Annotated in this window: 23 protein-coding genes; 6 read left to right on the forward strand and 17 right to left on the reverse strand. The window is 68.4% G+C overall.

Annotated features, from left to right (window positions below; genetic code table 11):
- Positions 1–1,164 (forward strand): galactonate dehydratase, encoded by a 1,164-nt coding sequence (gene dgoD / locus ACFJGU_RS10790; protein WP_382303543.1) that lies wholly within the window; start codon positions 1–3, stop codon positions 1,162–1,164.
- The gene (locus ACFJGU_RS10795; protein WP_382303544.1) at positions 1,161–1,943 is read left to right on the forward strand and encodes an SDR family NAD(P)-dependent oxidoreductase; all 783 of its coding nucleotides are present in this window, start codon (positions 1,161–1,163) and stop codon (positions 1,941–1,943) included. The genes dgoD (ACFJGU_RS10790) and ACFJGU_RS10795 overlap by 4 nt, the downstream gene beginning before the upstream one ends.
- Here the strand turns inward: ACFJGU_RS10795 and ACFJGU_RS10800 are convergent.
- From ACFJGU_RS10800 to ACFJGU_RS10850, 11 genes are all read right to left on the reverse strand, one after another.
- Complete coding sequence (locus tag ACFJGU_RS10800; RefSeq protein ID WP_382303545.1) at positions 1,930–3,267, reverse strand: MFS transporter; 1,338 nt, start codon at positions 3,265–3,267, stop codon at positions 1,930–1,932. The two genes, ACFJGU_RS10795 and ACFJGU_RS10800, sit on opposite strands and share 14 nt — an antisense overlap.
- 16 nt (positions 3,268–3,283) lie before the next feature.
- Positions 3,284–4,384 (reverse strand): zinc-binding dehydrogenase, encoded by a 1,101-nt coding sequence (locus ACFJGU_RS10805; protein WP_382303546.1) that lies wholly within the window; start codon positions 4,382–4,384, stop codon positions 3,284–3,286.
- Positions 4,381–5,232, reverse strand: coding sequence for an SMP-30/gluconolactonase/LRE family protein (locus ACFJGU_RS10810; protein WP_382303547.1), 852 nt, complete (start codon positions 5,230–5,232; stop codon positions 4,381–4,383). The genes ACFJGU_RS10805 and ACFJGU_RS10810 overlap by 4 nt, the downstream gene beginning before the upstream one ends.
- Positions 5,232–6,401 (reverse strand): cellulase-like family protein, encoded by a 1,170-nt coding sequence (locus tag ACFJGU_RS10815; RefSeq protein WP_382303548.1) that lies wholly within the window; start codon positions 6,399–6,401, stop codon positions 5,232–5,234. Before ACFJGU_RS10815 ends, ACFJGU_RS10810 begins: the two co-directional genes overlap by 1 nt.
- 29 nt (positions 6,402–6,430) lie before the next feature.
- A complete protein-coding gene (gene dgoD / locus ACFJGU_RS10820) occupies positions 6,431–7,582 on the reverse strand; it encodes a galactonate dehydratase (RefSeq protein WP_382303549.1) in 1,152 nt (383 codons plus the stop codon).
- A complete protein-coding gene (locus tag ACFJGU_RS10825; protein WP_382303550.1) occupies positions 7,579–9,681 on the reverse strand; it encodes a beta-galactosidase in 2,103 nt (700 codons plus the stop codon). The genes dgoD (ACFJGU_RS10820) and ACFJGU_RS10825 overlap by 4 nt, the downstream gene beginning before the upstream one ends.
- On the reverse strand, positions 9,681–11,996 hold the full coding sequence (locus tag ACFJGU_RS10830) for a glycoside hydrolase family 3 N-terminal domain-containing protein (RefSeq protein ID WP_382303551.1): 2,316 nt from the start codon (positions 11,994–11,996) through the stop codon (positions 9,681–9,683). Before ACFJGU_RS10830 ends, ACFJGU_RS10825 begins: the two co-directional genes overlap by 1 nt.
- Positions 11,997–12,045: 49 nt before the next feature.
- Positions 12,046–12,978 carry a carbohydrate ABC transporter permease gene (locus tag ACFJGU_RS10835; protein WP_382303552.1) on the reverse strand — a complete coding sequence of 311 codons (933 nt, stop codon included), beginning with the start codon at positions 12,976–12,978 and terminating at the stop codon, positions 12,046–12,048.
- Entirely contained in the window at positions 12,978–13,910 is a 933-nt protein-coding gene (locus ACFJGU_RS10840; RefSeq protein WP_382303553.1) for a carbohydrate ABC transporter permease, read from the reverse strand. Before ACFJGU_RS10840 ends, ACFJGU_RS10835 begins: the two co-directional genes overlap by 1 nt.
- Before the next feature lie 70 nt (positions 13,911–13,980).
- Complete coding sequence (locus tag ACFJGU_RS10845) at positions 13,981–15,231, reverse strand: ABC transporter substrate-binding protein (RefSeq protein WP_382303554.1); 1,251 nt, start codon at positions 15,229–15,231, stop codon at positions 13,981–13,983.
- A gap of 116 nt (positions 15,232–15,347) precedes the next feature.
- Positions 15,348–16,358, reverse strand: a complete 1,011-nt coding sequence (locus ACFJGU_RS10850) for a LacI family DNA-binding transcriptional regulator (protein ID WP_382303555.1) — start codon at positions 16,356–16,358, stop codon at positions 15,348–15,350.
- A 93-nt stretch (positions 16,359–16,451) separates the two neighbouring features.
- On the opposite strand from ACFJGU_RS10850, the gene ACFJGU_RS10855 reads away from it, so the two are divergent.
- A complete protein-coding gene (locus ACFJGU_RS10855; protein ID WP_382303556.1) occupies positions 16,452–17,567 on the forward strand; it encodes a Gfo/Idh/MocA family protein in 1,116 nt (371 codons plus the stop codon).
- The gene (locus tag ACFJGU_RS10860) at positions 17,567–18,409 is read left to right on the forward strand and encodes a sugar phosphate isomerase/epimerase family protein (protein WP_382303557.1); all 843 of its coding nucleotides are present in this window, start codon (positions 17,567–17,569) and stop codon (positions 18,407–18,409) included. Before ACFJGU_RS10855 ends, ACFJGU_RS10860 begins: the two co-directional genes overlap by 1 nt.
- A gap of 40 nt (positions 18,410–18,449) precedes the next feature.
- On the opposite strand, the gene ACFJGU_RS10865 is transcribed toward ACFJGU_RS10860, so the two are convergent.
- From ACFJGU_RS10865 to ACFJGU_RS10890, 6 genes are read right to left on the reverse strand one after another with little or no spacing between them, the layout of a single operon-like run.
- Positions 18,450–19,331, reverse strand: a complete 882-nt coding sequence (locus tag ACFJGU_RS10865; protein ID WP_382303558.1) for a sugar phosphate isomerase/epimerase family protein — start codon at positions 19,329–19,331, stop codon at positions 18,450–18,452.
- On the reverse strand, positions 19,328–20,149 hold the full coding sequence (locus tag ACFJGU_RS10870; protein WP_382303559.1) for a sugar phosphate isomerase/epimerase family protein: 822 nt from the start codon (positions 20,147–20,149) through the stop codon (positions 19,328–19,330). The genes ACFJGU_RS10865 and ACFJGU_RS10870 overlap by 4 nt, the downstream gene beginning before the upstream one ends.
- Entirely contained in the window at positions 20,146–20,904 is a 759-nt protein-coding gene (locus ACFJGU_RS10875) for an alpha/beta fold hydrolase (RefSeq protein WP_382303560.1), read from the reverse strand. Before ACFJGU_RS10875 ends, ACFJGU_RS10870 begins: the two co-directional genes overlap by 4 nt.
- The gene (locus tag ACFJGU_RS10880) at positions 20,901–21,614 is read right to left on the reverse strand and encodes a ThuA domain-containing protein (protein WP_382303561.1); all 714 of its coding nucleotides are present in this window, start codon (positions 21,612–21,614) and stop codon (positions 20,901–20,903) included. The genes ACFJGU_RS10875 and ACFJGU_RS10880 overlap by 4 nt, the downstream gene beginning before the upstream one ends.
- Positions 21,611–22,630: a zinc-binding dehydrogenase gene (locus ACFJGU_RS10885; RefSeq protein ID WP_382303562.1), complete on the reverse strand. Its 1,020-nt coding sequence runs from the start codon at positions 22,628–22,630 to the stop codon at positions 21,611–21,613. The genes ACFJGU_RS10880 and ACFJGU_RS10885 overlap by 4 nt, the downstream gene beginning before the upstream one ends.
- On the reverse strand, positions 22,627–23,565 hold the full coding sequence (locus tag ACFJGU_RS10890; RefSeq protein ID WP_382303563.1) for a sugar phosphate isomerase/epimerase family protein: 939 nt from the start codon (positions 23,563–23,565) through the stop codon (positions 22,627–22,629). The genes ACFJGU_RS10885 and ACFJGU_RS10890 overlap by 4 nt, the downstream gene beginning before the upstream one ends.
- A gap of 166 nt (positions 23,566–23,731) precedes the next feature.
- Between ACFJGU_RS10890 and ACFJGU_RS10895 the strand changes: the two genes are divergently transcribed.
- Together ACFJGU_RS10895 and ACFJGU_RS10900 are read left to right on the forward strand one after the other, a co-directional pair.
- Positions 23,732–24,538: a helix-turn-helix domain-containing protein gene (locus ACFJGU_RS10895; RefSeq protein ID WP_382303564.1), complete on the forward strand. Its 807-nt coding sequence runs from the start codon at positions 23,732–23,734 to the stop codon at positions 24,536–24,538.
- Positions 24,539–24,653: 115 nt separating this feature from the next.
- Positions 24,654–26,030, forward strand: a complete 1,377-nt coding sequence (locus tag ACFJGU_RS10900; RefSeq protein WP_382303565.1) for an ABC transporter substrate-binding protein — start codon at positions 24,654–24,656, stop codon at positions 26,028–26,030.

The raw sequence follows: 26,030 nt of genomic DNA on the forward strand, positions 1-26,030 counted from the left end.
GTGAAGATCACGGCCGTCGAGACCGTCACGGTGAATGCCATCCTGCGCAACTGGGTCTTCGTCAAGGTCACCGTCGACCACGGCGAGCTCGTCGGCTGGGGTGAGGCCACACTGGAGTGGAAGGCGCGAGCCGTCGCAGGTGCCGTTGCCGATCTGGCGGAGATCGTCGTCGGCCAAGATCCGCGACGGATCGAGTATCTCTGGCAGGCGATGTACCGCGACCACTTCTTCAAGGGGGGAGCGGTCACCATGAGTGCGTTGTCGGGCATCGACCAGGCCCTCTGGGACGTCAACGCGCGCTTCCACGACGTGCCGGCATACCAATTGCTCGGGGGTGCGGTTCGCGATTCGCTACGCATGTACGACCATCTGGGAGGCGGAGACAGCTCGGTCGTCTACGGAGAGGCGAGCGTCGAGGGATTCGCAGCTGCAGCCGGCCGAGCCGTCGCCGACGGCTTCACGGCCCTCAAGATCCTCGCCGTGCCGAGCGGGAACGGGCTGCCGAGCAGGCCGGACCTGGACGGAGCGGCAGCCCTCATGGCGGCGGTTCGTGGCGCCGTCGGCGATGACGTCGACATCATGGTCGACCTGCACGGTCGCACGACGGCGGCAGCCGCGATCGCCTACGGGCAGGCGCTCGCACCGTACGGTCCATGGTTCTTCGAGGAGCCGTGCGCGCCCGGGAATCCGCGTGACCTGGTGCGGGTCGCCGAGGCGCTCCCGTTTCCGATCGCGACGGGCGAGCGGCTCATCAGCCTGCAAGAGTTCCGTGAGCATCTCGACCTCGGTGCCTGCGCCGTGCTGCAGCCTGACATCTGCCATGTCGGCGGACCCACCGGGCTGAAGAAGATCGCTGCCTTGGCGGAGAGCCACAGCATTCCGCTGGCGCCTCACAATCCGCTCGGACCGATCGCCACGGCCGTCAATCAGCACGTCGCGTTCGCGACTCCGGGCGTGATCATCCAAGAGGTCATGCGCTCGGATGTACCCTGGCGCGACGACGTGGTGAGCGGAACCTTTCCGATCGTCGACGGATCGATCGGCCTTCCTTCCGGGCCCGGGTGGGGTGTCACCGTCGACGAGGAGGCGGCCGCGGAGCATCCGTACCGGCCGGAGGTGCAGATCACCACCCGGGATCGCGACGGAGCGGTGGCCGACTGGTGACCGCGCCGGAGACGATTCGTCCCGACTCGCGGGTGGCCATCGTCACCGGTGGCGCGCGCGGCATCGGCGAAGCCGTGGCGACACGATTCATCGGGGACGGCTACCGCGTGTCGATCGTCGACATCGATGCCGACGCGGGCAGCAGGCTCGCCGTTCAGCTCGGGGAGAGCTGCCGATTCGAGCGGTGTGACGTCAGCGTCGGCGCGGACGTCGACACTGCCGTCGCCTCCGTGCTCGCGGAGTGGGGCCGCCTTGATGTCGTGGTGAACAATGCCGGGCGCAATTCGTACCACGACGCGGTCAGCATGACGGAGGGTGAATGGGACGACATGTTCAGCGTCGACCTCAAGGCCGCTTGGCTGGTCTGCCGAGCCGCGCTCCCGCACCTGATCGAGAGTGGAACCGGCGCCATCGTCAACGTCTCCTCGATCCACGCTCGGTTGACCACGGCCGGCATGTTCCCGTATGCCGCGGCGAAGGCGGCCGTCGAGGGCCTCACCCGCAGCCTCGCCGTCGACTACGCGCGCCGGGGGGTGCGTGTCAACTCGGTCGCGCCCGGTTGGACGAGGACGCATCTCGTCGACGAGTGGCTCAGCCGGCAGCCCGACCCCGCAGCGGCGATGCGTGCGGTCAACGACGCGCATCCACTCGGCTTCATCGCCGAGCCCGACGACGTGGCCTCCGTGGTGGCCTTCCTCGCCGGAACGCAGGCGCGAGCCGTGACCGGAGCGGTGTACGCCGTCGACTGCGGTCTCGGCGCGACGTTCAGCGTCGGCTGAGGCCCGGTGCGACCTGGAAGACCACTGCCGATGCGAGGAGAAGACCCGCCGCCAAGAATCCGGACGACTCGCCCAGAGCCGCGACCGCCACGACCACGACGGTGCCGAGCGCAGCGGTCACCTGCTGGATGGTGCCCATCATCGCGCTCGCATGGGGAACCAGCTCGGCTGGTTGCTCTCCGAGAGCGTCGAGATAGAGGGGGGTGATCATGAGACCGAACCCGGCCGAGAGCACCAGGTGCAGGGCGAGAAGCAGCCCCCACTGGCCGGGCCGGAGCACACCGAAAGCGGTGGCCGCCACCGCCATCAGGGCGAGCCCCGGGACGGTCAGCCGCGCCGACGGGACGCGGTCGGCCATCCGGCCGACGATTGGCCCGAGCAGGCCCATCAGCAGTCCGCCCGGGAGCATGAGCAGCCCTGCCGTCAACGGGTCGATGCCAAGAGTCGTTCCCGCGACGATCGGAAGCAGAGTGAAGACCCCGAACAGCCCGGCCATTCCGGTGGCCAGGGATGCCGCCCCTCGTCGTAGACCCGGCGACCCGAAGACCCGGAGGTCGAGCACAGGAGGACGCCCGGCGGCGGTCAACGATCTCTGACGGCGGAGGAAAGCCCATCCGGTTGTCGTTGCGACGGCGCCCAGGCAGACGCAGGCCCACAGCGGGATTCCCCGACCGAGTGTCCCGTCGGCAGCGACGATGAAACCACCGACCGCCAACGCGGCGAAGCAGGCCGAGGGAGCGTCGATGCCGCCCAGCAGGTTCGTGCGGTCGTCGCCGCCGCCACGCCAGGCGAGCAGTGTACGAATCAGCACAGCGGAGCAGAGCAGTACGGAGGGCGCGAACAGCCAGCGCCAGTCGCCGAGCGACAGGAGAAGGCCCGCCACGACGGGACCGCTTGCCGGGGCGATTCCGATCGCGAGCGACACGATGCCCAGAGCTCGGCCGCGGTGCTCGGGACGGCTGTCGCGCATCGCCGTGGTCGTCAGTAACGGAATGAGCGGGGCCCCGCCCGCTCCCTGCACGACCCGCGCGAGGACGAGCATCCACAATTCGGTCGAGGCAAGGGCGAGAACACTGCCGGCCAGGAAGATGAGGGCGGAGACGCCCAGGGTGCGAGTGGTGCCGAGGCGCTGGACGAGGGACCCGGTGAGTGGGAGGACGCATCCGAGGGTCAGCAGATACGCCGAGACCAGCCATTGGGCTGCCGTGGCGCTCACCTGGAATGCCCGCATGATCGAGGGGAGAGCGACGCCAACCGTGGTCTCGTTGAGAAGCACGGTGAAGGCGGCCGCCACGAGCCAGGCGAACAAGGGGGTGCGGTTCACGAGTGGAAAGGCCTGGTCAGCTGCAGTCGACGAGCACCTTGACGGCGCCCGAGCGGGTGTCGCCGAGCAGCTCGAGCGCGTCGGTCGTCTGCGCCAGGGGAATGCGATGAGTGATCAGTCCGTCGACGGAGAGTCGACCGGAAGCGAGCAGGTCGAGGGCCGAGGCCAAATCGGTATCCCACATGTGGGCAGCACTCCCGATCAGCCGCTTCTCGCCCAGCACGAAATCGTCGAGCTGGAAGGTGTCGAGGGCCGCGCGCAGGCCGAGAGCGACCACCTCGCCGCCGCGCCGGACACTCCGCAGCGCGTCCGCAATCACGCCCGGTCGTCCGGTGCATTCGATCGCCGCATCCAGACCCGGCTCCGGAAGGGTCGCCGCGAACCGGGCGAGTTCTGAAGGATGCACCGTGCCGATGCCGGTGCGCTCGGCGAGCCGGCGCCGCTCGGGCACGGGATCGACCAGAGTCACGGATCGGCAGCCGAGGGAGCGGGCGACCCGTGCGACGAGCTGCCCGATGGTGCCGCCACCCAGCACGGCCAGGGAGGAGATCGCCTGTGGCGCCGCGCCGAGCTTCGCGAGGGCGCGAACGGCGACCGCGGTCGGCTCCGCCAGAGCTGCCGTCTCCGCAGCGAGGCCGTCGGGGACCGGCAGGCACCGGTCGGCGCGAGCGACGAGGTAGTGTGCCAACGCGCCATCGGTGGTCTGTCCGATCACGACGAGGCGTTGGCATTGACCTTCGTCGTGGCGACGGCACCACCAGCACGTGCCGCAGCCGCTCACCACGTCAGGCACGACCACGGTCCCGGCCGCAGGTCCGGAGCCGTCAGCGGCGGCCCGCGCAATCACTCCCACCGGCTCGTGACCGAGCGTCAGGGGTGCCAGACGCCCGCTGACCGGATGCGGAGTCCCCATCGGGACGGTCACCGGGCCGTCGCGGTACTCCTCGAGATCGGTGCCACAGATGCCGCACCACAGCACGCGGATCAGCGCTTCGGATGCTGACGGCGCAGGCACGGGGATTCGGTCGACTCGCAGGTCCTGGCGCGCGTGCAGGCGCGCGGCCACCATGGTGGCGGGCACGGTACGGGCCGCCTCCGACCCCTGGGTGGCGGTCATCCGGCGAACGGATGCACGGGGGCGCCCCGCACTCCGGTGTCGTCGATGCGGAACAGAGCGCCCGCCTCCGGCTCCGGGTCTGCCCCCAAGCCGTGGCGGGATGTCGTGATGAGCAGCGCGGCACCGTCGAAGGCGACCGCGGTGGGCTGGCGAACGGGGAGATCGACCACCTCGTCGAGACGACCCTCGGGCGAGTACCGGTGTACGGCCGAGCCTCCGTAGACCGCGACCCAGACTCCGCCTTCGGCGTCGACGGCGAGTCCGTCGAAACTTCCCGGCCCGTCGCTGCGCGTGACCCACGGACGGCGGCCCGCGAGGCCGGTGCGGGTGGACCAGTCGAAGCGGTCGATGCACCCGGTCGCGGAGTCGACGTAGAACGCGCCGGCGCCGTCGGTCGTGAAGCCCAGGCCGTTCGAGATCGTGGCGTGCTCGACCTCGATCGCTGTGCCGCCGTCGGGGGTGAGCCGCATGAGGAAGCCGGCGCCGGGAGACTCCTCGACGTGCATGGTGCCGAGGTGGAGGCATCCGTCGGGCGAGCACGCCCCATCGTTGCTGCGCACTCCTGCCGCGCTCCAGAGCTCGGTGCCTTGCACGAGCGGTGCATCCAGGTCGTCTTCGTCCGCGACCGCGATCGCCCGCTCGAGAGCGACGACCCACCCTCCACGCGCCCGGGGACGAAGGAAAGCCGCGACCGTGCCCACCCGGCGTCGGCGCAGCTCGCCGCCGGGCTGGAGCTCGAGCACGTCGCCGCGCAGCATGTCGACGAAGCGCGGTCCGCTCCAGCGAGGGGAGACGGCCGGGCCTTCCCCGTGCTCGCAGACGGCGCCCGTGATCCTCTCCGCCCGCATCACAGCATCCCACCGGTACCGGACTTGATCATCGTCGTGAGGCGCCGGTGCCACTCGATGTCTGCCCACAGGGCCGGGAAATGCGGCTCTGCGAAGTTCGAGGTGCAGACGCCCTCCCAACCGAGGCGGAGCGCCGCGGGCACGGCGAACTCGGCCACGTCTTTCACGTATTCCCACGCCGTGCGACCGCTGGGCGCGGTGAAGTCGTCGAGCAGGATGTGCGACCAGCCCTCGGTGGTCCACAGCGGCACTCCGGCAGCCTTCGCCACGGCCGACCACCGCGCCATCTGGGCCTCCAACTGGGCGTGCCAGCGCTCGCGCTGCGGCCAGTAGACCTCATCGAGGCTGTCGACCTGCTTCTGCCACGCGCCGGGGAACCCGTGCTCCTCGAGTGAGAAGTTCGTCTGGGAGGCATACTCCTCGACGTTGCTGGAGAGCCAGATGTGGGTCTCGATCACGTCGAGTGACCGGTAGTCCAGGTCGAAGAGAGATTCGCTCACGGGGGCCAACGAGTAGGTGAACCGCAGACGCGGCCATCGGGCCCGCAAGAGGTCGGTGGCGGCGAAGAACGACTCGATCACCGCGCGCTGCGGGGGAGTCCACACCCACCCGCCTTCCACGGCCTGCCCGGGAACGCTCGGTTCCGTGTGCTCGGGCCGACCGAAGATCGACTCGTGGGCAGCCGGCAACCAGTCGTCGAGGGGGAACTCGTTGCAGAGGTCGACGAACTCGATCGCATCCAGCACGGCCGCCGCCTCGAGTGACTCGAGGGTCTCGTACCACACCCGCGCGAGGTCGTCCGGGGTCGCGATACCGAGTCGCCGATGCTCGTCGTCGTCGTTGAACCAGCTCGAGAGGGCAACCGTCACTCCGCGATCGCGGCAGGCCGACACGAAGGCGGCGAGAGAGGCCTCTGGATGCTCCACCACCACCTTGCGACCGTGCGGCCCCCACATGAAATGATCCGGCTGAGGGTGAACCGCGAAGCCGCTCTGCCGATTGCCGGCCCGATCTGCGGCGATGAGATGCGGGAAGGCGTCGATCCGTACGCAGTCGTAGCCTCGTTCGACGAGCTCGTCCAGCACGCGTTCGATGTCGGCGTACTCGCGTTGCGCTCCGCTGCGGCGTAGGAGCCAGGAGAACTCCCACATCGTCACTGCTTTGGGCATGTTTCACATTTCCTTTCGGAGACCGTCGGTCAGACGTCCGCCACCGACCCGTCGCCGGCGTAGGCGCGGCTCGGCACCGCGATCGGGCGAGGCGGCACATCGAGGATCGCCTCGATGTCGAGATCGATTCCGAGACCGGGCGCGTCGGGCACGGTGAAGCCGTCGGCGTTGAACAGCCAAGGGTCGATCGAGACCTCGGAGCGACGCGGCTCATCCGGGCAGAATTCCAGAACGCTGAAGTTGGGGGCGGCCATGGCGACGTGCGCCGAGGCGGCCGTGGAGACCGGGCCCGCTGGATTGTGCGGCGCCAGCGCGACACGGTAGGTGTCGGCGAACGTGGCGATGCGCATCACTTCGCTGATGCCACCGGCGTGGCAGAGGTCGGGCTGCACGATGTCGACCAGCTGGCGCTCGAGCACCGTACGGAACTCCCATCGGGAGAAGAGCCGCTCACCGAACGCGACGGAAATCCCGTTGCGGCGCGCTTCTGCGGCCACCGGAGCGATGAGTTCGGGGCTCTCCGGACCGATGGGCTCTTCGAGCCACCGGATGCGGAAGGGCGCGATGGCTGCGATCAGACGGATGGCCTCGTCCGGCCGGGCACGGCCGTGATGGTCGAGCAGGATGTCGACCTCGTCCCCGACCGCGTCGCGGAGGGCCGTGAGCCGATCGACCGCACGGGCCAGACGTTCCCGCTCCGGCAGCACGCTGTCGGTCACCCAGGCTCCGGTCTTGATCATCCGCACACCGGAGGCGACCAGCTCCCGCGCTTCCTCGGCCGTGCGGGCAGCGTCGTAGATGCCGACATGACGATAGGTCTCGACGCGATCACGGAGGGGTCCGCCGAGCAGACGGTGCACCGGCACGCCGAGTCGCTTGCCCTTGATGTCCCAGAGTGCCTGGTCGACGGCGGCGACGGCGCTGCCGAGCACGACACCGCCCCGCCAGAATCCGTGCCGGGTCGATTCCTGCCAGATCCGTTCGACGGCGAGCGCGTCGGCACCGAGGAGCCGCGCGCCGAGTTCATCGACGGCGGCACGCACGGTGCCCTCCCAGAGCTCTGTCGACGCCTCGCCCCAGCCGTGCAGGCCGTCGGTGGTCTCGATGCGCACGAAGATCCAGTTGCGCACCCCGCCGAAGGTGACGAAGGAGCGCACGCGCGAGATCCGGCTCTCGATCACGACGGCTCTCGCGGATCCCGTTCGCGGAGAACCCTGCTCTGCCAGGCGCCGAGAGCGACGCTCGCGTCGTAGCGGGTGCCGTCGGCGACATCGATCACCGGCGCCGGCGGTGAGACCGAGACCGCGCCCCACGAGTGGTTCGCCACGAACCACAGTCGGCTGCCGTCGGGCAGACCGGCCGAGGAGACCGACACGCTCGGAGGACGCTCGGTCCACGCGGCGGTGATCGGGCGGTGGCCCCGCTCGTCGAGCGCCCAGCTGAGGAGGCGTGCCATCGTGTCGCGGTCGGGCAACGTGCCGATCCAGGTCATCCGGCCGGAACCGACTCGGTTCGACGTGATCGCGGCGTACTCGCCGAGGAAGGGATGCTGGTAGCCCGCGAGGACATCGGCCCCTTCAGTCTCCAGCAGGTCGGCCCAGCCCTCGCCTGACGATTTCTCGTCGACGATTCCGGCAGTGCCGCCGCTCAGCGTCACTGGCACGGTCAGCGTCGTGAACTCCTGATAACTCGCGCCGACCGCGTGGCGCAGCGTGCCCGGGGCACGGGTCGAGCGTGCTCGCGCCCACTCGTCGGCGTACCCCGAGCGGAAGGTGAGGATGACGTGCGCACCGGAAGCCGCGTGAGCGCGTAAACGGTCGAGCGTCGCGTCGTCTGCGATGTACAGGGCGGGTACCACCAGAACCGCCTCGCCGCTCCAGTCGCTGTCCTCGTGCACGATCCGTACCTGGGCGCCCGCGCCGAGGGCTCCGTCGTAACACCGCATGAGGATGCGGTGGTAGCTGTGCGGATCGGCTCGGTCGGTTCCGGGCTCCAGCAGCGGCGGCGAGAACTGCAACGCTTTCAGGCTGTCGCGGGAGGCGAGCAGGGCCACGTCGGCGTCGGGCACGAGTCCTGTGACGGCGGGGGTGAGCGCGCGAAGCTCTCGGCCCAGCTCTGCCAGCTCCCGGTAGATGCGGCCCGGCTCCCGGTCATGGCCGATGACGCCACCCCAGTACGTCTCGGCGCCGTAATGGAGGGTGTGCCAGTGCCAATAGGCGAGGAGGTCGGCGCCCCGCGCGAGCATGGCGTGGGCGACGAGTTTGAGCTGGCCCGGATATGGCGGCACGTTCGTGGCGTGTTCGCCGATGGACGCCGCCTGCGCCTCGCTCACCCAGAAGGACGATCCACGCTCACCCCGCAACGAATAGGCGGTGTCGGCGCGCCAGAGCATGGTCGACGCACCGCGATCGATCAGCCACCAGGGCGCGAGCCCACGGGTGACGGCCGGATCGGCATCCGGCAGCGCGATCGCGTCCTGCAGAGGGAAGTACACGTTCGAGGCCGTGTGGTCCAGCGCCTCGGAGATACCGCGCGGTGCCGTACTGCCACCGCTGTCGCCACCGATGACATCGTGCACCACGAGCTTCGCGGGGTCGATGGACTCCCGCAGGATGTCGCGCTGCCAGGAGACGAACTCGACGGTCAGCGCGGCCTGGAAGCGGCCCCACTCCAGCGCGTAGCCAGGGTTCGTGTTGCCCGCCGGCCCCCAGAGATCGTCGATCGACTGCAGACGGTGGCTCCAGTACGACAGCCCCCATTTGGCGTTGATCTCATCGACGTCGCCGACGTGGTCGAGCACCCATTGGCGGAAGCGTTGCATCAGCACCGGCCCTGCCAACTCGTGGACCCCGATCTCGTTGTCGACCTGGAACGCGATGACGCCAGGATGACGTCCGAACCGTTCCGCGAGGGCGCGCACGACCCGCTCGACGTGCCGACGGTAGACGGGGCTGGTGAAATCGAGATTCTGACGCGCGCCGTAGGGCAGCACGGTGCCGTCGGGCAATCGGGCCATCACCTCCGGGTGACGGCGGGCGAGCCAAGCGGGAGCCGCGTAGCTCGGGGTTCCGATGACGATCTGCAAGCCCGCCGCGTGAGCCAGATCGACGACATCGGCGAAGGGGTCGAGATCGAGAAGCCCCTCGGCCGGCTCGTAGCTGCCCCAGGTGGACTCGCCCATCCGGATGACCGTGAAGCCCGCGTCGACCATCAGCCGAAGGTCGTCGGCCACGTTCGGCGAAGCCTCGTACTCCGGGTAGTAGCTGGCACCGAACAGCATCAGACAGTCGCCCTCTCGACAGCCACCAAGTGCACGTCGGTAAGGAGGCCCCGGTCTTCTCCGAGTACGCGGACCTCGCCGTCCAGACGGATGCGCTCGGTCGCGCCGGCATCGTCGGCCGATTGCGCGACCACGAGATCGAAGTCACCAGGTTCGACCTGCCAGCGCAGTTCGCGTGACACCAAGGCCAGGCGGTCGCTCGGCACGGTGAAGACGACGCGCACGGCTTCGCCGCGAGCCAGCTCGACTCGCGCGAATCCGAGGAGCTGCCGGAGCGGACGGGTCACGCTGGCGACCACGTCGCGGGCATAGAGCTGCACGACGTCGGCGCCGTCACGATCGCCGCTGTTGTGCACGACGACGTCGACGGTGAGTGTGCCGGAGGTGTCCCAACGGTCGGCTGTCACGGTGGGCGCGCCGTATTCGAAGCGGGTGTACGACAGCCCGTGTCCGAAGGCGTAGAGCGGGGCGGGATCGACGCTCGAGACCGGGTTGTCGCCGCCGAGTCGGGGATGCAGGTAGGAGTACGGCTCGCCACCGGACCCGCGCGGCAGGCTGACCGGGAGGTGGCCGCTCGGATTGATCCGGCCGCTCAGCACTCCGGCGATCGCGGAAGCGCCGTCTTCGCCGGGGAAGAACGCCTGCACGACGGCGGCCGCGCGACCCGCCCAGCGGGTCAGCGGATAGGGTCGCCCGGTCACGAGCACCAGCACCACCGGGGTCCCGGTCGCCAGGACGGCGTCGACGAGGTGTCCCTGCCGACCGGGCAGCTCGAGGTCGTCGGTGTCGCTGCCCTCTCCCACGGTTCCGCGACCGAAGAGTCCGGCCCGGTCGCCCACCACCACGACGGCGACGTCGCTGCGCGCGGCCATCTGGGCAGCCAGCCGGATCGATTCCTCGGCATCCGCTTCCGACTCGTGATCGGAGCGCACCGCGCATCCGGTGGCGTGCTCCAATTCGAGCCCGGCGCCGAACTCCTCGCGCAGGGCGTCGAGCACGGTGGGCACGCGGATGCCGAGCGGCGTGCCCGGGGGAACTTCGACGTGATTGGTGAAGCTGTAGTTGCCCATCATCGCCTCGGCGGAGTGCGCGTTCGGGCCGATGACGGCAAGGCGCGGGGTGCCGACCAGAGGCAGGAGGCCGGTGGCGTTCTGGAGCAGCACCACCGACTGCTCGGCGATCGAGCGCGCCACAGCCCGCGACTCGGCCGGGTCGAGGTCGATCTCCGTCGGAGCCTCCGGCGCGTCGAAGACGCCGAGATCGACCTTCTGGCGCAGCACACGTTCCAGGGAACGGTCGACCAGCGCCTCGTCGAAACGTCCCGACGCGATCGCGTGCTTGAGGGGTTCGAGATAGGCGTTGCCGGTGGGCAGCTCGACGTCCACGCCGGCCGCCAGGGCTTGGGTTGCGGCGTCCTCGAGATCGGCGGCGATGTCGTGCAGCGTGTGGAGGAACGCGACGCCGAAGTAGTCGGCGACGACAGTGCCGTCGAACCCCCAGCGGTCGCGGAGCAGTCCGGTGAGAAGGGTGGGGTCCGCAGCGACCGGCACTCCGTCGATCTCGGCGTACGAGTGCATGACGGCGGCAGGGCGCGCGAGTTTGACCGCCATTTCGAAGGGCACCGCGAACTGCTCGAGCAGTTCGCGCCGGCCGATGTGCACCGGGGCGAGATTGCGGCCCGCCTGCGAGTTGGAGTACCCGAGGAAGTGTTTGAGGGTGGCGCCAGGGCCCTGTGACTGGATTCCCCCGACGTAGGCGCTCGCGACGGTGCCGACGAGGTAGGGGTCTTCGGAGATGCATTCCTCCACCCGACCCCAGCGCGGATCGCGCACGAGATCGAGCACGGGCGCAAGGCCGAGGTGGATGCCCAGTTCGGCCATCGACCGGCCGATCCGCCTCCCCATCTCCTCGACGGCCGCCGGGTTCCAGCTCGCTCCCCAAGCGAGGGGTGAGGGGTAGGTGGTGGCGCCGTAGAGCTGAAGTCCGGTCAGGCACTCCTCGTGCACGAGGGCAGGGATGCCGAGTCGGCTGTTCGCGGTCACCCTCTCCTGGATGGCCCGCAGGCCGGTCTGCATCTCGCCGGCGCTGACGACGCGGCTACCCAGCGGACGGGTGAACTGGCCGAGGCCGTGACCGATGTAGTCGTCGAGCGTACCGACCTTGGAGAGCATCTCGTGCTGCATGGGGGCGACGTCGCCTCCGGAGGCGCCGGACACGTCGAGCCAGAGGCCGATGAGTTGGGCGAGCTTCTCGTCGAGAGTCATTTCGCGGATGAGGGCGTCGACGTCGATGGGCAGGGTGGAGCGAACGGTCATAGCGGTTCCTGAGAGTGAGTGCGATCGAGAGCGGGGACGGAGGGGGCTCTCACCCCTTGACGGCGCCCTCCATGATCCCGGCCACCAGCTGCTTGCCGGCCACGAGGAACAGGAGAAGGAGCGGCAGCGTCGCGATGACGGAGGCGGTCATTGTGACCGAGTAGTCGATCGAGTACGCCGTGCGCAGCTGCTGGATGGCCACCTGCGAGGTGAACATGTCTGGCGAGTTGAGGATGATGAGCGGCCAGAGGAAGTCGTTCCACGCCCCCATCGCAGCGAACAGCCCGAAGACGGCCGCCGATCCACGGATGTTCGGCAGCACGATCGACCAATAGGTGCGGAAGGTGCCGCAGCCGTCGATCTTCGCCGCCTCGACGAGCTCGTCGGGGATGGAGGCGAGCACGACCTGGCGCATCCAGAACACGCCGAACGCCGAGATCGCGCCTGGCACGATGAGGGCCTGGAGGGTGTTCACCCAGCCCAGGTTGACCATGATCATGTAGAGCGGCACGATACCGAGCTGGCTCGGGATGGCCATGGTCGCGATCACGGCGATCAACAGTGGGCCGCGGCCGCGGAAGTGCAGCTTGGCGAAGGCGAAGCCTGCGAGGCTGCAGAAGAACATCTGCAACACCGCCACCGACACCGCGACGATCGCACTGTTGAGGATCGATTGGGCGAACGGCACCCGGCCCTGCGCATAGAACGCGTTGTCGAGGAAGTTGCCGCCCGGTACGAAGGTGGGCGGGAACTGCGAGACGGCGGCGCTCGTGTTCGAGCCCACCACGAACATCCAGTACAGCGGGGCGATGGCGCCGAGCACGCCGACGATGAGCACCAGGTAGCCGATCCAACTCATCCGCTGGCGTGACGACTTGCGCCGACGGCGACGCTCAGGTGCGGTGCGGTTCGATCGGAGCGCGGCTCGCGACGGCGGGCGGCGCACGGAGTCCCGGCCGGTGTGGGCGATGGTGGAGGTCATCAGGCGCTCCTGATCAGTCGGGCGAGGAGGAAGTTGATGCCGGCCACCAGCAACACGATGAACAGCAGAGACATCGCTATCGCTGAGGCGTAGCCGAAGTGGAAGGAGTTGAACGCCTGGCCATAGACGAGCAGTGTCATGGTGAGGCCCTGCCCGTTGTTGCCGCCCATGGCGTCGGTGAACAGCAGGGCCTCGGTGAAGATCTGCATGCCGCCGACGGTGGAGGTCACCACGCTGAAGAGGATGGTGGGGCGGATGAGGGGGAGTGTGACGCTGATGAAGGTGCGCCAGCGCCCGGCGCCGTCGATCTCGGCCGATTCGTAGAGCGAGGCCGGCACAGCTTGCATCGCCGCCAGGAAGATGAGCGCGTTGAAGCCGGTCCAGCGCCAGATCACCATGATCGCGATCACGAGCTGCGTGGTGAACGGATCGGCGTCCCACGCGATCGGCGGGAGTCCCAAGACCTGCAGCAGCCAGGCGATCGGGCCGTAGTCGCGGCTGAACAACGACGAGAACACGATACTGACCGTCACCAGCGGAGTGATGTTCGGCACCAGGAGCGCCATCCGCCAGAAGGTCTTCGCGCGCAGGCTCCGGTTGTTCAGCACCGAGGCGATGATGAGGGCCAGGATGATGCCGGGGATGGTGGACAGCAGGAAGATCGAGAAGGTGTTGCCGACGGCCTTCCAGAACCGGGGATCGGCCAGCATCGCCGTGTAGTTGTCGATGCCGATGAAGTCGTGCTCGGTCTCGAGCGGCGCCCAGTCGTGCAGTGAGACCCAGGCCGTGAAGAGCAGCGGGCCGACGCCGAAGGCGAGGAAGATGATGAAAAAAGGTGCGATGTACGCGTAGGGTGCGAATTTCTCGCGGAGTCCGATCCGCCGGTGCACCCGGCGTCGGGTGTCGGGCAGTTCTACGGTCGCAGCGGTCACGAGCGTTCCTTTCGATGGTCGGTCGTCCGCCCGGTCCCGTCATGCGGAACCGGGCGGACATCCGCGTGGGTCAGCCCTTGGTCTCGCGGGCTGCGCCCTCCAGTGCTTCGTTCCAGGACTGCTGCGCGTCCTGCCCCTGCTCGACGCGGCCGACGCCGGCTTCGAACTGCTGCTCGACCACCCGGGAGTCCGGGCCGATCGGGTAGCCGTTCAGCGACTCCACGCTGTCGATGTAGATCTCACCGAGGGGAGCGTTGCTGAAGAACGGATCGGTGAGTCCGGTGACCGCTTCGTCGGTGTAGAGAGACGGGGTCGAGGGGAAGGTGCGGTTGTCCTCGAAGAGTGCGAGCTGCTGCTCCGGCGCCTCCAGCCAGGTGATGAAGTCGTACGCCTCCTGCGCGTGCTTCGACGCCTTCGGCACGGCGAGGAACGAGCCGCCGTCGTTGCCGGAGACTCCGGGGAGGGTGGCGACGTCCCACTTGCCTGCGGTGTCGGGCGCTTGCTGCTTGATGGTGGAGAGCAGCCACGCGGGCGCCGGGATGGTGGCGTACGTACCGTTCGCCATTCCGGCCAGCCACTCTGGCGACCAAGTTGCCAGGTCGGCCGACAACCCGGCGTCGATGGCCTGCACGCTGAGATCCCACGCATTCTTGATGGCGGGGTTGTCCTGGTAGATGAGGTTGCCGTCGGCGTCGTAGTACTTCTCGTCGGCCTGGTTCGAGGCGGCGCGATAGATCGCTTTGCCGGCGTCGACGAACGGTTTGCCGGTGGCCTGCACGTACTTCTCGCCCGTGGCGATGTAGCCCTCCCAGTCCGGCCAGAGCGCGGCGACCTCGTTGCGATCGGTGGGCAGACCCGCCTGCGCGAACAAGTCGGTGCGGTATGCGATCGCCATGCCGCCGACGTCGGTGGGGATGGCCACGATGCTGCCGTCGGATGCCACGCCTGTCTTCCAGCGCCAGTCGAGGTAGTCGCCCGACAGGTCTTCCGCGCCGAAGTCGCGGAGGTCGTTGAACGCTCCGGAGTTGTCGACGAACTCGCCCATGTAGTCCACGGCGATCTGAGCGATGTCCGGACCCTGGCCGGCGATCAGCGAAGTCAGCAGCGTCTGATGGGCTGCGTCGTAGTCGCTGATCTTCGACTGGATGTCGATGTTGGGGTGTTCTGCCTCGTACTGCTCCACCAACGCGGGCGACAGGTCCGCGAAGCCCCACATGTTGAGCACGACTTTCTCGTCGCCTCCATCAGCGGCCGATCCGCCGGACGCGCAGCCTGCCAGGAGCAGGGTGAGCGTGGCCGATGCCGCCAAGGCAGCTTTCATAGGTGCCTTCATTGCCACAACCTCTCGGTACGGGGGCGAGCTCTTTCTCGCGCCGTGCCGTCAGATTCACAGAACATCACGACTCTGTCAAGACATTTCGCGAAACTTACTTGAAACTATCGTTCTGCGGGTGGTGCGGCCGTGCTCTGACGTACGACGAGCTCGGTCGCGATCTCGACGACGGGTCCGGGCGGGCGCCCGGCTGCGATCGTGAGCAGCACGTCCAGGGCGTGCCTCGCCATGTCGAGGATCGGTTCACGCACGGTGGTCAGTGGGGGTGCGGCCCATTGGGCGATCGGCACGTCATTGAATCCCACGACACTGAGATCGGCGGGGATGCGCACATCGCATTGGCGTGCTGCCTCGTAGACGCCGAGGGCCTGCTCGTCGCTGGCAGCGAAGATCGCGGTCGGGCGTTCGGGGGCGCGCAACAACTGCAGGCCGGCCTCCAGGCCGGCGTCGTAGCCGAACTCGGCGAAGATGAGCCGGTCGGCGGTCATGTCCACGCCACTCGCCAGGGCCGCTGCGCGGAATCCGTCGGCGCGTGCGCGGCTGAACAGCACGTCGTTGGGTCCGGCGATCATCGCCAGGCGTCGATGGCCCAGCCGGAGCAGGTGCTCCGTCGCCGTATAGGCCCCGCGCCAGTGCGTGACTCCCACGGTCGCCATGCTGCCACTGTCGCTGGCATCGCCTGGATCGATCACGACGGCCGGCAGTCCGGTCTCCTCGAAGCGGCGCTTCTGCTCACCCTCCGGCCGCACGACCGCGAAGACGACTCCGTCGCCCGAACGCGAGGCGATGCCCTCGAGCCAGGTGTCGTCGCCGGGTCGGATGCGGGAGAGCACCACAGCCAGACCGCGTTCGAAGGCCGCCTCCTCCACGGCCACCACGAGCGCGGTGGACCAGGGGCTGGTCAATTCGCCGAGAACCAACTCGATCACGTGGCTCGCGGTGGAGCGCCGCGGTTCGTACTCGTGCTCCCGCAACATCGCCGACACGCGGAGTCGGGTGTTGTCGGAGACGCCGGGTTTCCCGTTCAGCACTTTCGACACCGTCGGCACCGAAACCCCTGCCAACTCGGCGATGTCGGCGATCGTGACGCGCCCGGACCCGGTCGTCTGGCTCATTCGACGTGCCCCCCTTTCGTTCGACGGCGTTGACTCGAACCCCGTGAGCTTATTATTGTCGACCACGATACTTTTGCGAAAGAAAGTTGCACCATGACAAGGCTGTTCTTGGTTGGAGCGGGCTACATCGCCCGTGAGCACGCCGCTGCTGCGTTCGACCCTCAGGTCGTTCCCGACGGCGTCGAGCTGCACGTGACCGATTCTAATTCGGCGGTGCTCGACGACTTCGTCGCTCGCTTTCCCGGTGTCGTCGCGCACCCCGACGTCGACGCGCTGTTCGCGGCCGCCGGCGATCCCGACGACATCGCCATCATCGCGACGCCTCCTGTGACGCACGCGGCCCTCGTGATGGCTGCGCTCGGGGGCGGGCTGCACGTGCTCTGCGAGAAGCCGCTCATGATGTCGTCGGTCGAAGCCCACGAGGCGGCAGCTCTCGCGGAGCGCACCGGGCGCATCCTGGAGTCCTGCGACATCCGCTTCACCGGACTCGCCGCGACGCACGAGGTGAAACGTCTGGTCGACGACGGGGAGCTCGGCGCGGTCTATCACGTCACCTTCGCCAACACGGCGCGCCGAGCGCGGAGCGGCTACGACCACCTCGCGCAATCCGGCTGGTTCCGAGACCCGTCGATCAGTGGGGGCGGGGTCATGATGGACTGGGGGCCTTACGACATCGCCGTGCTCGACGCGGTGCTGCAGCCGGTGCGGGTCGAGATCCTTCACGCCTGGGCCAGCGCGCCGCGCACGGGAGGGCCGTTCGAGGCCGAGTCCACTCTGCTCGACCAGCACGTCGGTGCCTCGATGATCGTCGAGCGTCGCGACGGGCTGCGCGTTCCGGTCAGCTACGAGCGCGCTGCAGCGACCCACGGTGATGAGCGGTCGGCCGTACAGATCGAGGGATCGCTCGGCGCCGTCTCGTGGGATTGGCTCGACTGGTCGGGTGACGGCACTGGCGCCGTCCGCCTCACCCGCGACATCGACGGCCGGCCGGATTCGGCCGTGACCCGCCATGCGCCGCCCGCGACAGGATTCCACGCCCGGCCGCTGGCCAGGATGGTTCGCGCCGTGCGGGAGGGCGAGGACCCGACCGCCGTCACCGACGGCGCGGTGTTCCGCTTCGACTGGGTGCGGGCCATTCTCGACTCCGCCGCCTCCGGGCAGCCCGTCGTGCTGACCCGCGACGACACGATCGTGGCTCGGGCGAGCTGATGAGGTGGCCCGTCTACGGCATGGATGTCGGCTTCTACAGCCACACCGGCCATTACCCACTGGCCACCCGGTGCGCGATGCTCGCCGACCTGGGTTTCGACGCAACGAACCTCACGCTGTGGAGCGAGGCCGCCTGGCACGAGCTCGACGGACTCACCAGCGCAGCGCAGGCATCCGGTCTCTCGGTGGCGTCGCTCTACGTCACGGTCGACCTCTCGGAGTCACTCGATTCGCCGGCCAACCGCCGCGTGTTCGAGATGATCTCCACCCACCGCCACACCCCCGTCGAGCTCACCTTCAGTGCCGTCTCGGGCGGGCTGTCACGCTCCGATCCCGCGGGTGACGACGAGGCCGCCCGTTTCATCGAGCGCGCCATCGAGGTCTCCGGCGGCGAGGCCGACCTACGGCTCTACCCGCACTTCTCGTTCTGGATGGAGCGCGTGGCGGATGCGCTGCGACTCGTGCACCGCTTCGACGGCGCGCGTCTCGGAATCACCTTCCCCGCGTTCCACGTCTACGCCCTCGAGGGCTCGGGGTTCAACGCCGCGTTCGACGCGGCTGTCCCTCACCTGGCCGGTGTGAACACGAACGGCAGTCGGCGGCTGGCCGGTCAATACTTCCCGGTGACGATCGAGTCCATCGGCGAGGGAGACTTCGACAACTTCGCCTTCATCGGGCGGCTCAGAGAATCCGGGTATGCGGGCACGCTGGGCATCCAGGCCTACGGCGTCGGGGGCGATCCGCACCACCATTTCGGGCGATCACTCCGGGCGCTGCAGGACATCGAGTCGCGGCTCGACCGCAACTCCGACTGGGCGCGAACGGGCTCGGAGACGCTCTGATCCCGTCCATACGGCGACGCTGGATCACGAGGGCTCCGGGTCAAGGAGTCGGCCAGCCCGACCGCCAGCGGCGGAGCTCGGTCAGGGCGTCCCTCGCCAGGTCGTCCTGCGTGGGCGCGAAGGGGCGCCAGATCGACGCCGCCGTGGAGATCGATGCGTTGTCAGCGGTGAACGACTCGAAGCCGAGCATGCCGCAGTAGTCGATGGCCACGAGGTCGGCGCGGATCGCGTCCCAGTCCATGTGGTCGCGCAGGGGAACGCCGCGATCGTTTCCGCACACCTGCAGGTGCAACAGACGGTCGCCCACCATCTGGAAGGCGGCCGTGAGCGAAGCCTCCTCGATGTTCATGTGGTAGGTGTCGAGGTTGACGCCGATCGTCTCGGCCGGCAGCGGATCGATGATGTCCATGAGCTGCTCCGCGGTGTTCACCACACTGGTCTCGTAGCGATTGAGCGGCTCGATCGCGAGGCGCACGCCGCGCTCTCCGGCATAGTCGCCCAGGTGACGGTACGACTCGCGCAGCTGCTGCACGACGGCACGGCGCTCGTCGGCATCCAATCGCCAGGAGCGACCGACGGAGGTGTACATCGGGCCGATGACGAGTGCGGAGCCATGAGCCACCGCGGTGTCGATCGCGCCTCGAACGTAGTCGCGCGTGTGGGTGATGACGTCGTCCGACGCGGCGGCGAGCTCCCGTCCGGGGCCGAAGACCGCGCCGATCGCCGAGACGAGGCCGTGATCGCGGAGCTGAGCCGCGGCCGCTTCGGAATCCCAGTCCCCGAGGTTCTCGAGGGCCAGTTCGATGCCCTCGTATCCCCAGCTCGAGATGTCTCGGATGGTCGCCGCCAGCGCGTCGTCGTCGAGCGGCGAGTGCCACACGAAGGTGTTGACCGCGATCGGGAGATCCTGAGCCGCGCTCATCGGGCGAGCTCCCGGGCCGCGACCCACGAGGCGATCCAGGCGCCGTTGCGGCGAGTGGCGGCGTCGGGGTCGGCCTCCGCCTCGGGCGACTCGTCTTCGAACGTCACCCAGCCCGCGTATCCGATCCCTTCCAGATGGCGGAGAACGCCGTCGATGTCCACGATCCCTTCTCCGGTGGGCGCCCAGGAACCATCGGCTCCGACGTCCTTGACGTGGACGTGGTCGACCCGCGCGCCCCACTCCCGCACGACTTCGAGGGGGTCGAGACCGCCTCTGGCGAGATGTCCGAGATCGGGGGTGAACCCCACAGTGGGTGGAAGGAGTTCGGCCAGGCGCCCGTAATCCTCGGGCGTGCGGAAGACAGATCCGTCGGGGGAGTTGGCGTGGAAGGTCGATGCGACACCCGCTCGGGAGGCACGGTCGGCGACGGATTCCACGCACGACATGATGGCACGCTGCCTCTCATCGAGCGACTCCCGGTCCGGCCCAGGAAGAGGCACGAGCACCAGTCGCGCTCCGAGAGCCGCGGCCGCCTCGATCGCCTGGTCGGCGCGGCGTCGTTCGTGTTCGTCCTCCTCCGGCCGTCGCCACGATTCGGCCACCACCAGAGCAGCCAGTCGCAGCCCAGGGTTGGCGTCGAGCGCCGAGCGCAACGAATCGATGCTCCAATCATCGCCGAGCATCACGAGTTCGGGCTCGAAACCCGCGAACCCGGACTCGTGCACCACGTGCATCATGTGATCGACCTCTCCTCGGTAGCGGTCGATGCTCATCTGCCAGCTGTAGCTCTGGCAGGCGAAGCGAAGGGTTACGGTCATGCGAGCCACTCCTCGGTCGTGCGATTAAATTCGTCGAGTTCCTCCCAGTGGTGCACGTGCCCGGAAGCGAAGCGCCGGAGTTCTGCGCCCGGGATGGCGTCAGCGACCTCGACCGAGAGCTCCGGTCGGATGAACGCATCCTGCTCTCCGAGGGTCACCAGGGTCGGGCAGGCGATTTGAGCCAGCCGCGAGAGGGAGTCGTGGGTGGCGCAGGCATCGGCTTGAGCGGAGAAGGCCTGGGGCGAGAGCGTCGGGGGGAGGTCGAGCCCGGGCGCCATCTCAGCGGCGTGCCGGTTCACCCACTCGGGAGTCCACACCAGATTCCGCAGCATCTCGTTGAGCAGACGGTCATCGCCACCGGCCCGGGCGCGCGCGAGCACCGACAGGGTGCTCGCCGTCGCCGGGTCGACGCGCGCCCACGGGGCCACGAGGAGCAGACGTGAGACGAGCTGCGGATGCCGCAGGGCCACCTCCTGGGCCACACACGCGCCCATCGAGATGCCGGCCACGGCCACAGGGCCGGTGCCGAGGGATTCCAGGAGCGAAGCGACGTCGTCGGCATAGTCCTGAGTACTCGCCGGGACGGCACCGAGCGGGGTTCCGCCTGACCCTCGGTTCTCCAAGAGGAGGCAGCGATGAGAGCGGGCCCAGTGTTCGCTGTGCGGCAGCCAGGCCGAAGCCGGTGCGCCGAGACCCATCAGCAGCACCAGGGGAGGCCCGTCTCCGTGCTCGCTGTACGCCGGTACGACCGTCATCGATCGGTTCCGGGGGTGGGGAGGCCAAGACACCAACGAGCCGCGTTGCGCAGCAGCAGCCGCACCTCGGGCTGCTCCAAGTCGTCCTGAGAGCCGAGGCTCGTGTACACGATCCGCTGCGATCCACGTTCACGGGCCCAGGCCACGGCCGACGGCGCGGGCTCGGTCTCGGGATTCACGGGCTCGCCGTGCAGCAGCACGGAGGCGTCGGCAGGCGGGTCGGTGACATAGAGCCACGACGTCACCGAGAAGCGGTCGGGGACGTGGGCGAGCACCGGATGCTCGCCCAACCGGGTCACCGTCGTCGTCGAGCTGTGCCCGTGGTGCCGGCTCCAGGGCGACCCGATCACCTCGGCGGCGAAGCGGGCGGCCCAGTCGGCCGAGGCTCGGCCGACGACCGGATGGAAGGCGTGATTCGACGTGCGCAGGGCCACGAGGTTCCCGCCCCGTGCGAAGTAGGACTCGAGTGCGCGCATCTCCCCTTCGGGCAGCACCCGGAATCGGGTGTAGAGCAGAAGGAGATCCGCGCGCTCGAGAGTGTCGAGCCCCCCGAAACTCGACTCCGGGAATTCCGGGTAGTCCTCCAGCACGTCGGGGGTGCGGTAGTCGAGGCTCGCTCCGATGTCGGCGGCAATCCCCTCGGCGATCGGCCGCATCGTGCGGTCGGACTCGTACTCGCCGTCCCCGGCGAGCGCCACGATTCGGGTCACAGCTCCTCCTCCCCGAACGGCAGCAGGAAGACCTTGCCGCAGCGCCCGGTGTCCTGCAGGTCCATCGCCGCGGACACGTCCTCGAGCGCGAACCGGTGGGTGATGGCGGTGTCGAGCAGGGTGGTGTTCGCGGCGATGGTCGCGAGCATGCGGGGGGCGTGCACCTGGTGGTTCCAATGCCAGCATCCGTGGATCTCGAGGCCCAGCGGAACGAGTGGAGGGAGCGTGATCTCGTTGCCCCAGGCGATCACCGCCATCCGGGCACGGCGGGCGGAGAGTCCGGCGAGCACCGACGGGTTCGCCGCCACGCCGCTGGTCTCGATCGACGCGTCGACGCCCCACCCGTCGGTGAGCTCCCGCACCGTCTCCGAGAGCGTGGGATCGAACGGGTCGAGCACTCGCGCGCCGAGCTTCTCGGCCAGCTCGACACGATACGGATGGGTCTCCAAGGCGAGCACCTCGGCGCCTCGGGCGCGACCGTGGATGACGGCGCCGAGCCCGACCGGTCCGCAACCGGCCACCAGAACGGAATCGGTGGCCTGCACGTTCATCCGTTGATGCGCGGTGAAGCTCGGGCCGAGCAGGCAGCACGCGGCGGCGGCGTGGGCGAGACTCATACCGTCGGGCACGGGCAGCAGCAGCCAGTCGGGCTTCAGCACGTATTCGGTGTAGGTGGCGGTGCCGTAGCTCTGTCCGGTCTCCCCGAGAACGTCGCGCGGGAACGGGCAGTAGATGTGTTCGCCGGAGGTGCAGTAGCGGCAGCGGCCGCAGCCGAACTGGGGCATCACCACGACCCGGTCGCCCACGGCGACGCGGTGAGAACGCCCCGCGTCGACCACGACTCCCGCGGCCTCGTGGCCGAGCGAGTCGGAGAGGTTACCCGCCTTGCGATCCTTGTGCTCGGTGCACATCGGTGCCACCAGGATGCGCACCACGACGAGGTCGTCGTGCGCGACGGGTTCCGGTCGTTCCACGATCTCCACCACACCGGGTGCGGTGATCGCCGCCGCCTTCATCGCGCCACCTCCGCTCGGCGCTCGAGCAGCCGGTCGCGAAGGGCCGCCACGATCGGTACGGCGAGTGCGGCATCGGTCTCGGTGGTCGGGCAGAAGCAGAAGTCGACGGTCCACCAGGCCAGTCGGGCCACGGAGTCGCCGAGGGTGTCGAGCACGGCGGGGAAGTCGACTTCGCCGGTGCCGAAGGGCAGATGTTCGCTGGTCTCGCCGTTGTGCAAGGAACCGTCGCCATCGATCAGATGGAGGTGCCGCACGCGATCGCCGACCAGCTCAGCGAGACCGACGGCGCCACCGGGCAGCAACTCCGGGTCCACCCCTTGCCGTGCCCCGTGCGCTGCGATCGACGTCGCGTGCGAGGTGTCGAAGAGGATGCCCACGTTCTCCCGGCCTATGTCATCGACGAGTCTCCGGATCTGCGAGGGACGGTTGATCCAGAACCCGGGCTCGAACTCCCAGACGAGCTCGATGCCGTGCTCCGCGAGGAGGTCGGCCGACGCTTGCCAGGTGGAGACCAGCCTGCGGTAGGCGCCGTCAGGGTCGCTCTGGGGGCCGGGAGGCGGCGTGATCGTGTCGACCCGCACCGTGGTGATCGACAGGGCATCGCAGAATCGCGCGATGCTGGCCATCCGGCCGAGGTACTCGGCCGGATCGGCGATGCCGGGAGGGGTCGCCGAGAGATCGGGAGCGTAGGCCGAGATTCCGAGACCGAGCCCGCTGATCGTACCGGCCAAGTCTCTGGCCGCCGCCGAGTCGTAGTCCTCGTCGTGCGGATGGGGGCGGAATCCGTTGATCTCCACGCCGTCATATCCGGACTGCGCGGTGTAACGGAGAAACCGCTCCCAGCTCCAGGGAGCCTTCTCGAAGGGCCCGAAGGTGAAAGCCCAACTCCCCAGTGCGATACGAGGTGTGGATGCGGTTGCGACGTCGTCGTCCATGAAGGGATCCTTTGCAGTGCGAGTACCTCCACGCTAACCAGACAGGCGTTGGGGAGGCTTGGAGGATTCGCTCGCATACTTGCAAAATCCTGCTCCGGTGGCCCGTTCGCCATTGCGCTGGGGTCGGCTGTGTGCCGATGATGGTGGCGTCACGAGGAGGTGTGGAATGTCGGATGAGAACGACCAGGGAATCCTGGCCACGAGCGCAGCCCTGCTGTCGGTCTTCGACCACGTTCCCGATGTCTTCGTGTTCGTCAAGAACGCCCGCCGGGAGTTCGTCGCCTGCTCGGAGCCCTTCACCGCATTGATGGGTTTCGACTCGGCCGACGAGATCATCGGCAAGCGCGACGAGGATCTCTCCCCCGAGTACCTCGTCGTGCACTACCGGGAATACGACGAGGCGATCCTCCGCACCGGAGATCCTCTCATCGACCTCGTAGAACTCGTCCGCAATCGCGACGGCTCCTATGACTGGTTCCTCAGCACGAAGACCGCCATCACCGACGCATCCGGCCGGAGCGTGGGGATCATGGGGGTGACCCGCAGCCTGACCCACCGCGACCGCGCGGCCGGCCAGCTCCTGAGCCTCACCCCGGCGGTCGAACTGATCTCCCGCGAGTACGCCAGGCCCATCAAGGTCGACGAACTCGCCGGGCACGCGCTGATGTCGACCAGTCATTTCAGCCGGCTCTTCAAACAGCACTTCGGCGTCACCCCGTACAAATACCTCATGCGGGTGCGTCTGATGGCGGCCTGCGACCTCCTGGCGACCACGACGCTCGGCGTCGGCGCGATCAGCGCCCGCACCGGGTTCTACGACGCCAGCCACCTCACCAACGAGTTCCGCCGGGAGCGCGGAATGAGTCCCACCGAATACCGCTCCCGATACCGCACCTGGCCGTCGTACCGTTCGGAACGACAGTCGGTGATGGGTCTCCTGGGTTCCCCACCCGACCCGATCCCCGCGTCCTGACGCACCAGCCCGAATCGCGCAACCGCCGGCATCCGCCGGTCGATCCTGCGTGCTCCGGCGACCCGTTCCGAGCACCCCTCGGAACGTCCCGACAGTCACAGAGGAGAACACGACGATGACGTCACGCACTCAGCACCCCCGCCTCTCCCGGAGGGGCCTCCGGGCCCTCGGCCGCACTGCCGCGGCCGCCCTCACCATCGGTGCCGTGGGCATCGCCCTGGTCGGCTGCTCGTCCGGCGGCGGCAGCGGCGACGGCGCCAAGGAGATCTCGATCATCAACCGGTGGTCGGACCCCATCGGCAAGGCCGCGGCCGAGGAGATGTTCGACGCCTTCACGGCCGAGACCGGCATCACGGTCAAGAACAACTCCCAGCCCTCGAGCGGCGACACCTATCAGCCCGCCGTGCGTTCGGCGCTCTCGTCGAGCAACGCGCCGAGTCTGGCCGTCGACAACGCCGGACCCGACACCTTCGAGTTCGCGAAGTCCGGCGCCATCCTGGACATCACCGACTTCTTCAACTCGACGTTGGCCGACCGCTCGACGGCCGGAGCCACCTCGGGCGAGGAGTACGACGGCAAGATCTACGGCATCAGCGCGGGCGCCGTCGTGGGCAACCTCATCTGGTACAACCCCGACTACCTCGCCGAGTACGGGGTCGACGCCTCGACGATCACCACCTACGAGGAGTGGATCGCGGCGATGCAGAAGATCAAGGATGCGGGCGGCACCCCGATCGTGCTCGGCGCGAAGGACCAGTGGCCCGGTGGTCACTACCTCAACGACTTCGTGCAGCGCGCCCTCGGCTCCGAGAAGACCACGGCCCTCTACGACCGCACCGTCAAGGCCGGCCAGCCGGACAGCCCGAAGTGGACCGATCCCGAAGTCGTTCAGGCCTTCCAGGACTACGTCGACATGAAGCCGCTGTTCCAGGACGGCTTCCTCGGTGAAGCCCAGGCCACGGCCGACAGCCTCTTCCTCGGCGGCGACGTCGGCTTCTACGAGATGGGCAGCTGGTTCCTCACCGCCATCCAGAACGCGAACCCCGACTTCAAGCCCGGAGTGATGCTGTTCCCGGCGCTCGAAGACGGCGAAGGGTCGGGAACCGAGGTCACTCTCGGCAACGACTCCCTGATGGTCTCGGCGGATGCCGACCCCGAAGCGGCTCAGGCCTTCTTGGAGTTCTTCACCCGTCCCGACGTCGCGGCGAAGTTCGGTGCCGCGACGAGCAAGATCATGCCCTACAAGATCGACACGTCGCTCAGCACGGTTCCCGATGTCATCGCGCCGCAATGGGACGCCATCAACGCGTTCGCGAGCGACGCAGGCGACGGCGGCGCGGCGCTGTTCAACGACCAGGCGATCGATGTGAACATCTACCAGAAGTACATCTGGCAGGGCAGCGTCGGCCTCATGTCGGGCGAGATCACGCCGAAGGAACTGGCCGAGCAGCTCGAGCAGGCCACGGTCGACGCGCAGAAGGCGAACGGCTGA

It is taken from the genome of Herbiconiux sp. UC225_62, assembly GCF_042694625.1.
In the GTDB taxonomy this organism is placed as follows: domain Bacteria; phylum Actinomycetota; class Actinomycetes; order Actinomycetales; family Microbacteriaceae; genus Herbiconiux.

Coding starts and splice junctions, on each gene's coding strand:
- ACFJGU_RS10850 (WP_382303555.1), bottom strand. CDS start 16,358: ATGAGCCAGACGACCGGGTCCGGGCGCGTCACGATCGCCGACATCGCC.
- ACFJGU_RS10815 (WP_382303548.1), bottom strand. CDS start 6,401: ATGCCCAAAGCAGTGACGATGTGGGAGTTCTCCTGGCTCCTACGCCGC.
- ACFJGU_RS10885 (WP_382303562.1), bottom strand. CDS start 22,630: ATGAAGGCGGCGGCGATCACCGCACCCGGTGTGGTGGAGATCGTGGAA.
- ACFJGU_RS10810 (WP_382303547.1), bottom strand. CDS start 5,232: ATGCGGGCGGAGAGGATCACGGGCGCCGTCTGCGAGCACGGGGAAGGC.
- ACFJGU_RS10870 (WP_382303559.1), bottom strand. CDS start 20,149: ATGACCGTAACCCTTCGCTTCGCCTGCCAGAGCTACAGCTGGCAGATG.
- ACFJGU_RS10860 (WP_382303557.1), top strand. CDS start 17,567: ATGAGGTGGCCCGTCTACGGCATGGATGTCGGCTTCTACAGCCACACC.
- ACFJGU_RS10830 (WP_382303551.1), bottom strand. CDS start 11,996: ATGACCGTTCGCTCCACCCTGCCCATCGACGTCGACGCCCTCATCCGC.
- ACFJGU_RS10900 (WP_382303565.1), top strand. CDS start 24,654: ATGACGTCACGCACTCAGCACCCCCGCCTCTCCCGGAGGGGCCTCCGG.
- ACFJGU_RS10875 (WP_382303560.1), bottom strand. CDS start 20,904: ATGACGGTCGTACCGGCGTACAGCGAGCACGGAGACGGGCCTCCCCTG.
- ACFJGU_RS10890 (WP_382303563.1), bottom strand. CDS start 23,565: ATGGACGACGACGTCGCAACCGCATCCACACCTCGTATCGCACTGGGG.
- ACFJGU_RS10835 (WP_382303552.1), bottom strand. CDS start 12,978: ATGACCTCCACCATCGCCCACACCGGCCGGGACTCCGTGCGCCGCCCG.
- ACFJGU_RS10865 (WP_382303558.1), bottom strand. CDS start 19,331: ATGAGCGCGGCTCAGGATCTCCCGATCGCGGTCAACACCTTCGTGTGG.
- ACFJGU_RS10845 (WP_382303554.1), bottom strand. CDS start 15,231: ATGAAAGCTGCCTTGGCGGCATCGGCCACGCTCACCCTGCTCCTGGCA.
- ACFJGU_RS10855 (WP_382303556.1), top strand. CDS start 16,452: ATGACAAGGCTGTTCTTGGTTGGAGCGGGCTACATCGCCCGTGAGCAC.
- ACFJGU_RS10895 (WP_382303564.1), top strand. CDS start 23,732: ATGTCGGATGAGAACGACCAGGGAATCCTGGCCACGAGCGCAGCCCTG.
- ACFJGU_RS10825 (WP_382303550.1), bottom strand. CDS start 9,681: ATGCTGTTCGGTGCCAGCTACTACCCGGAGTACGAGGCTTCGCCGAAC.
- ACFJGU_RS10805 (WP_382303546.1), bottom strand. CDS start 4,384: ATGACCGCCACCCAGGGGTCGGAGGCGGCCCGTACCGTGCCCGCCACC.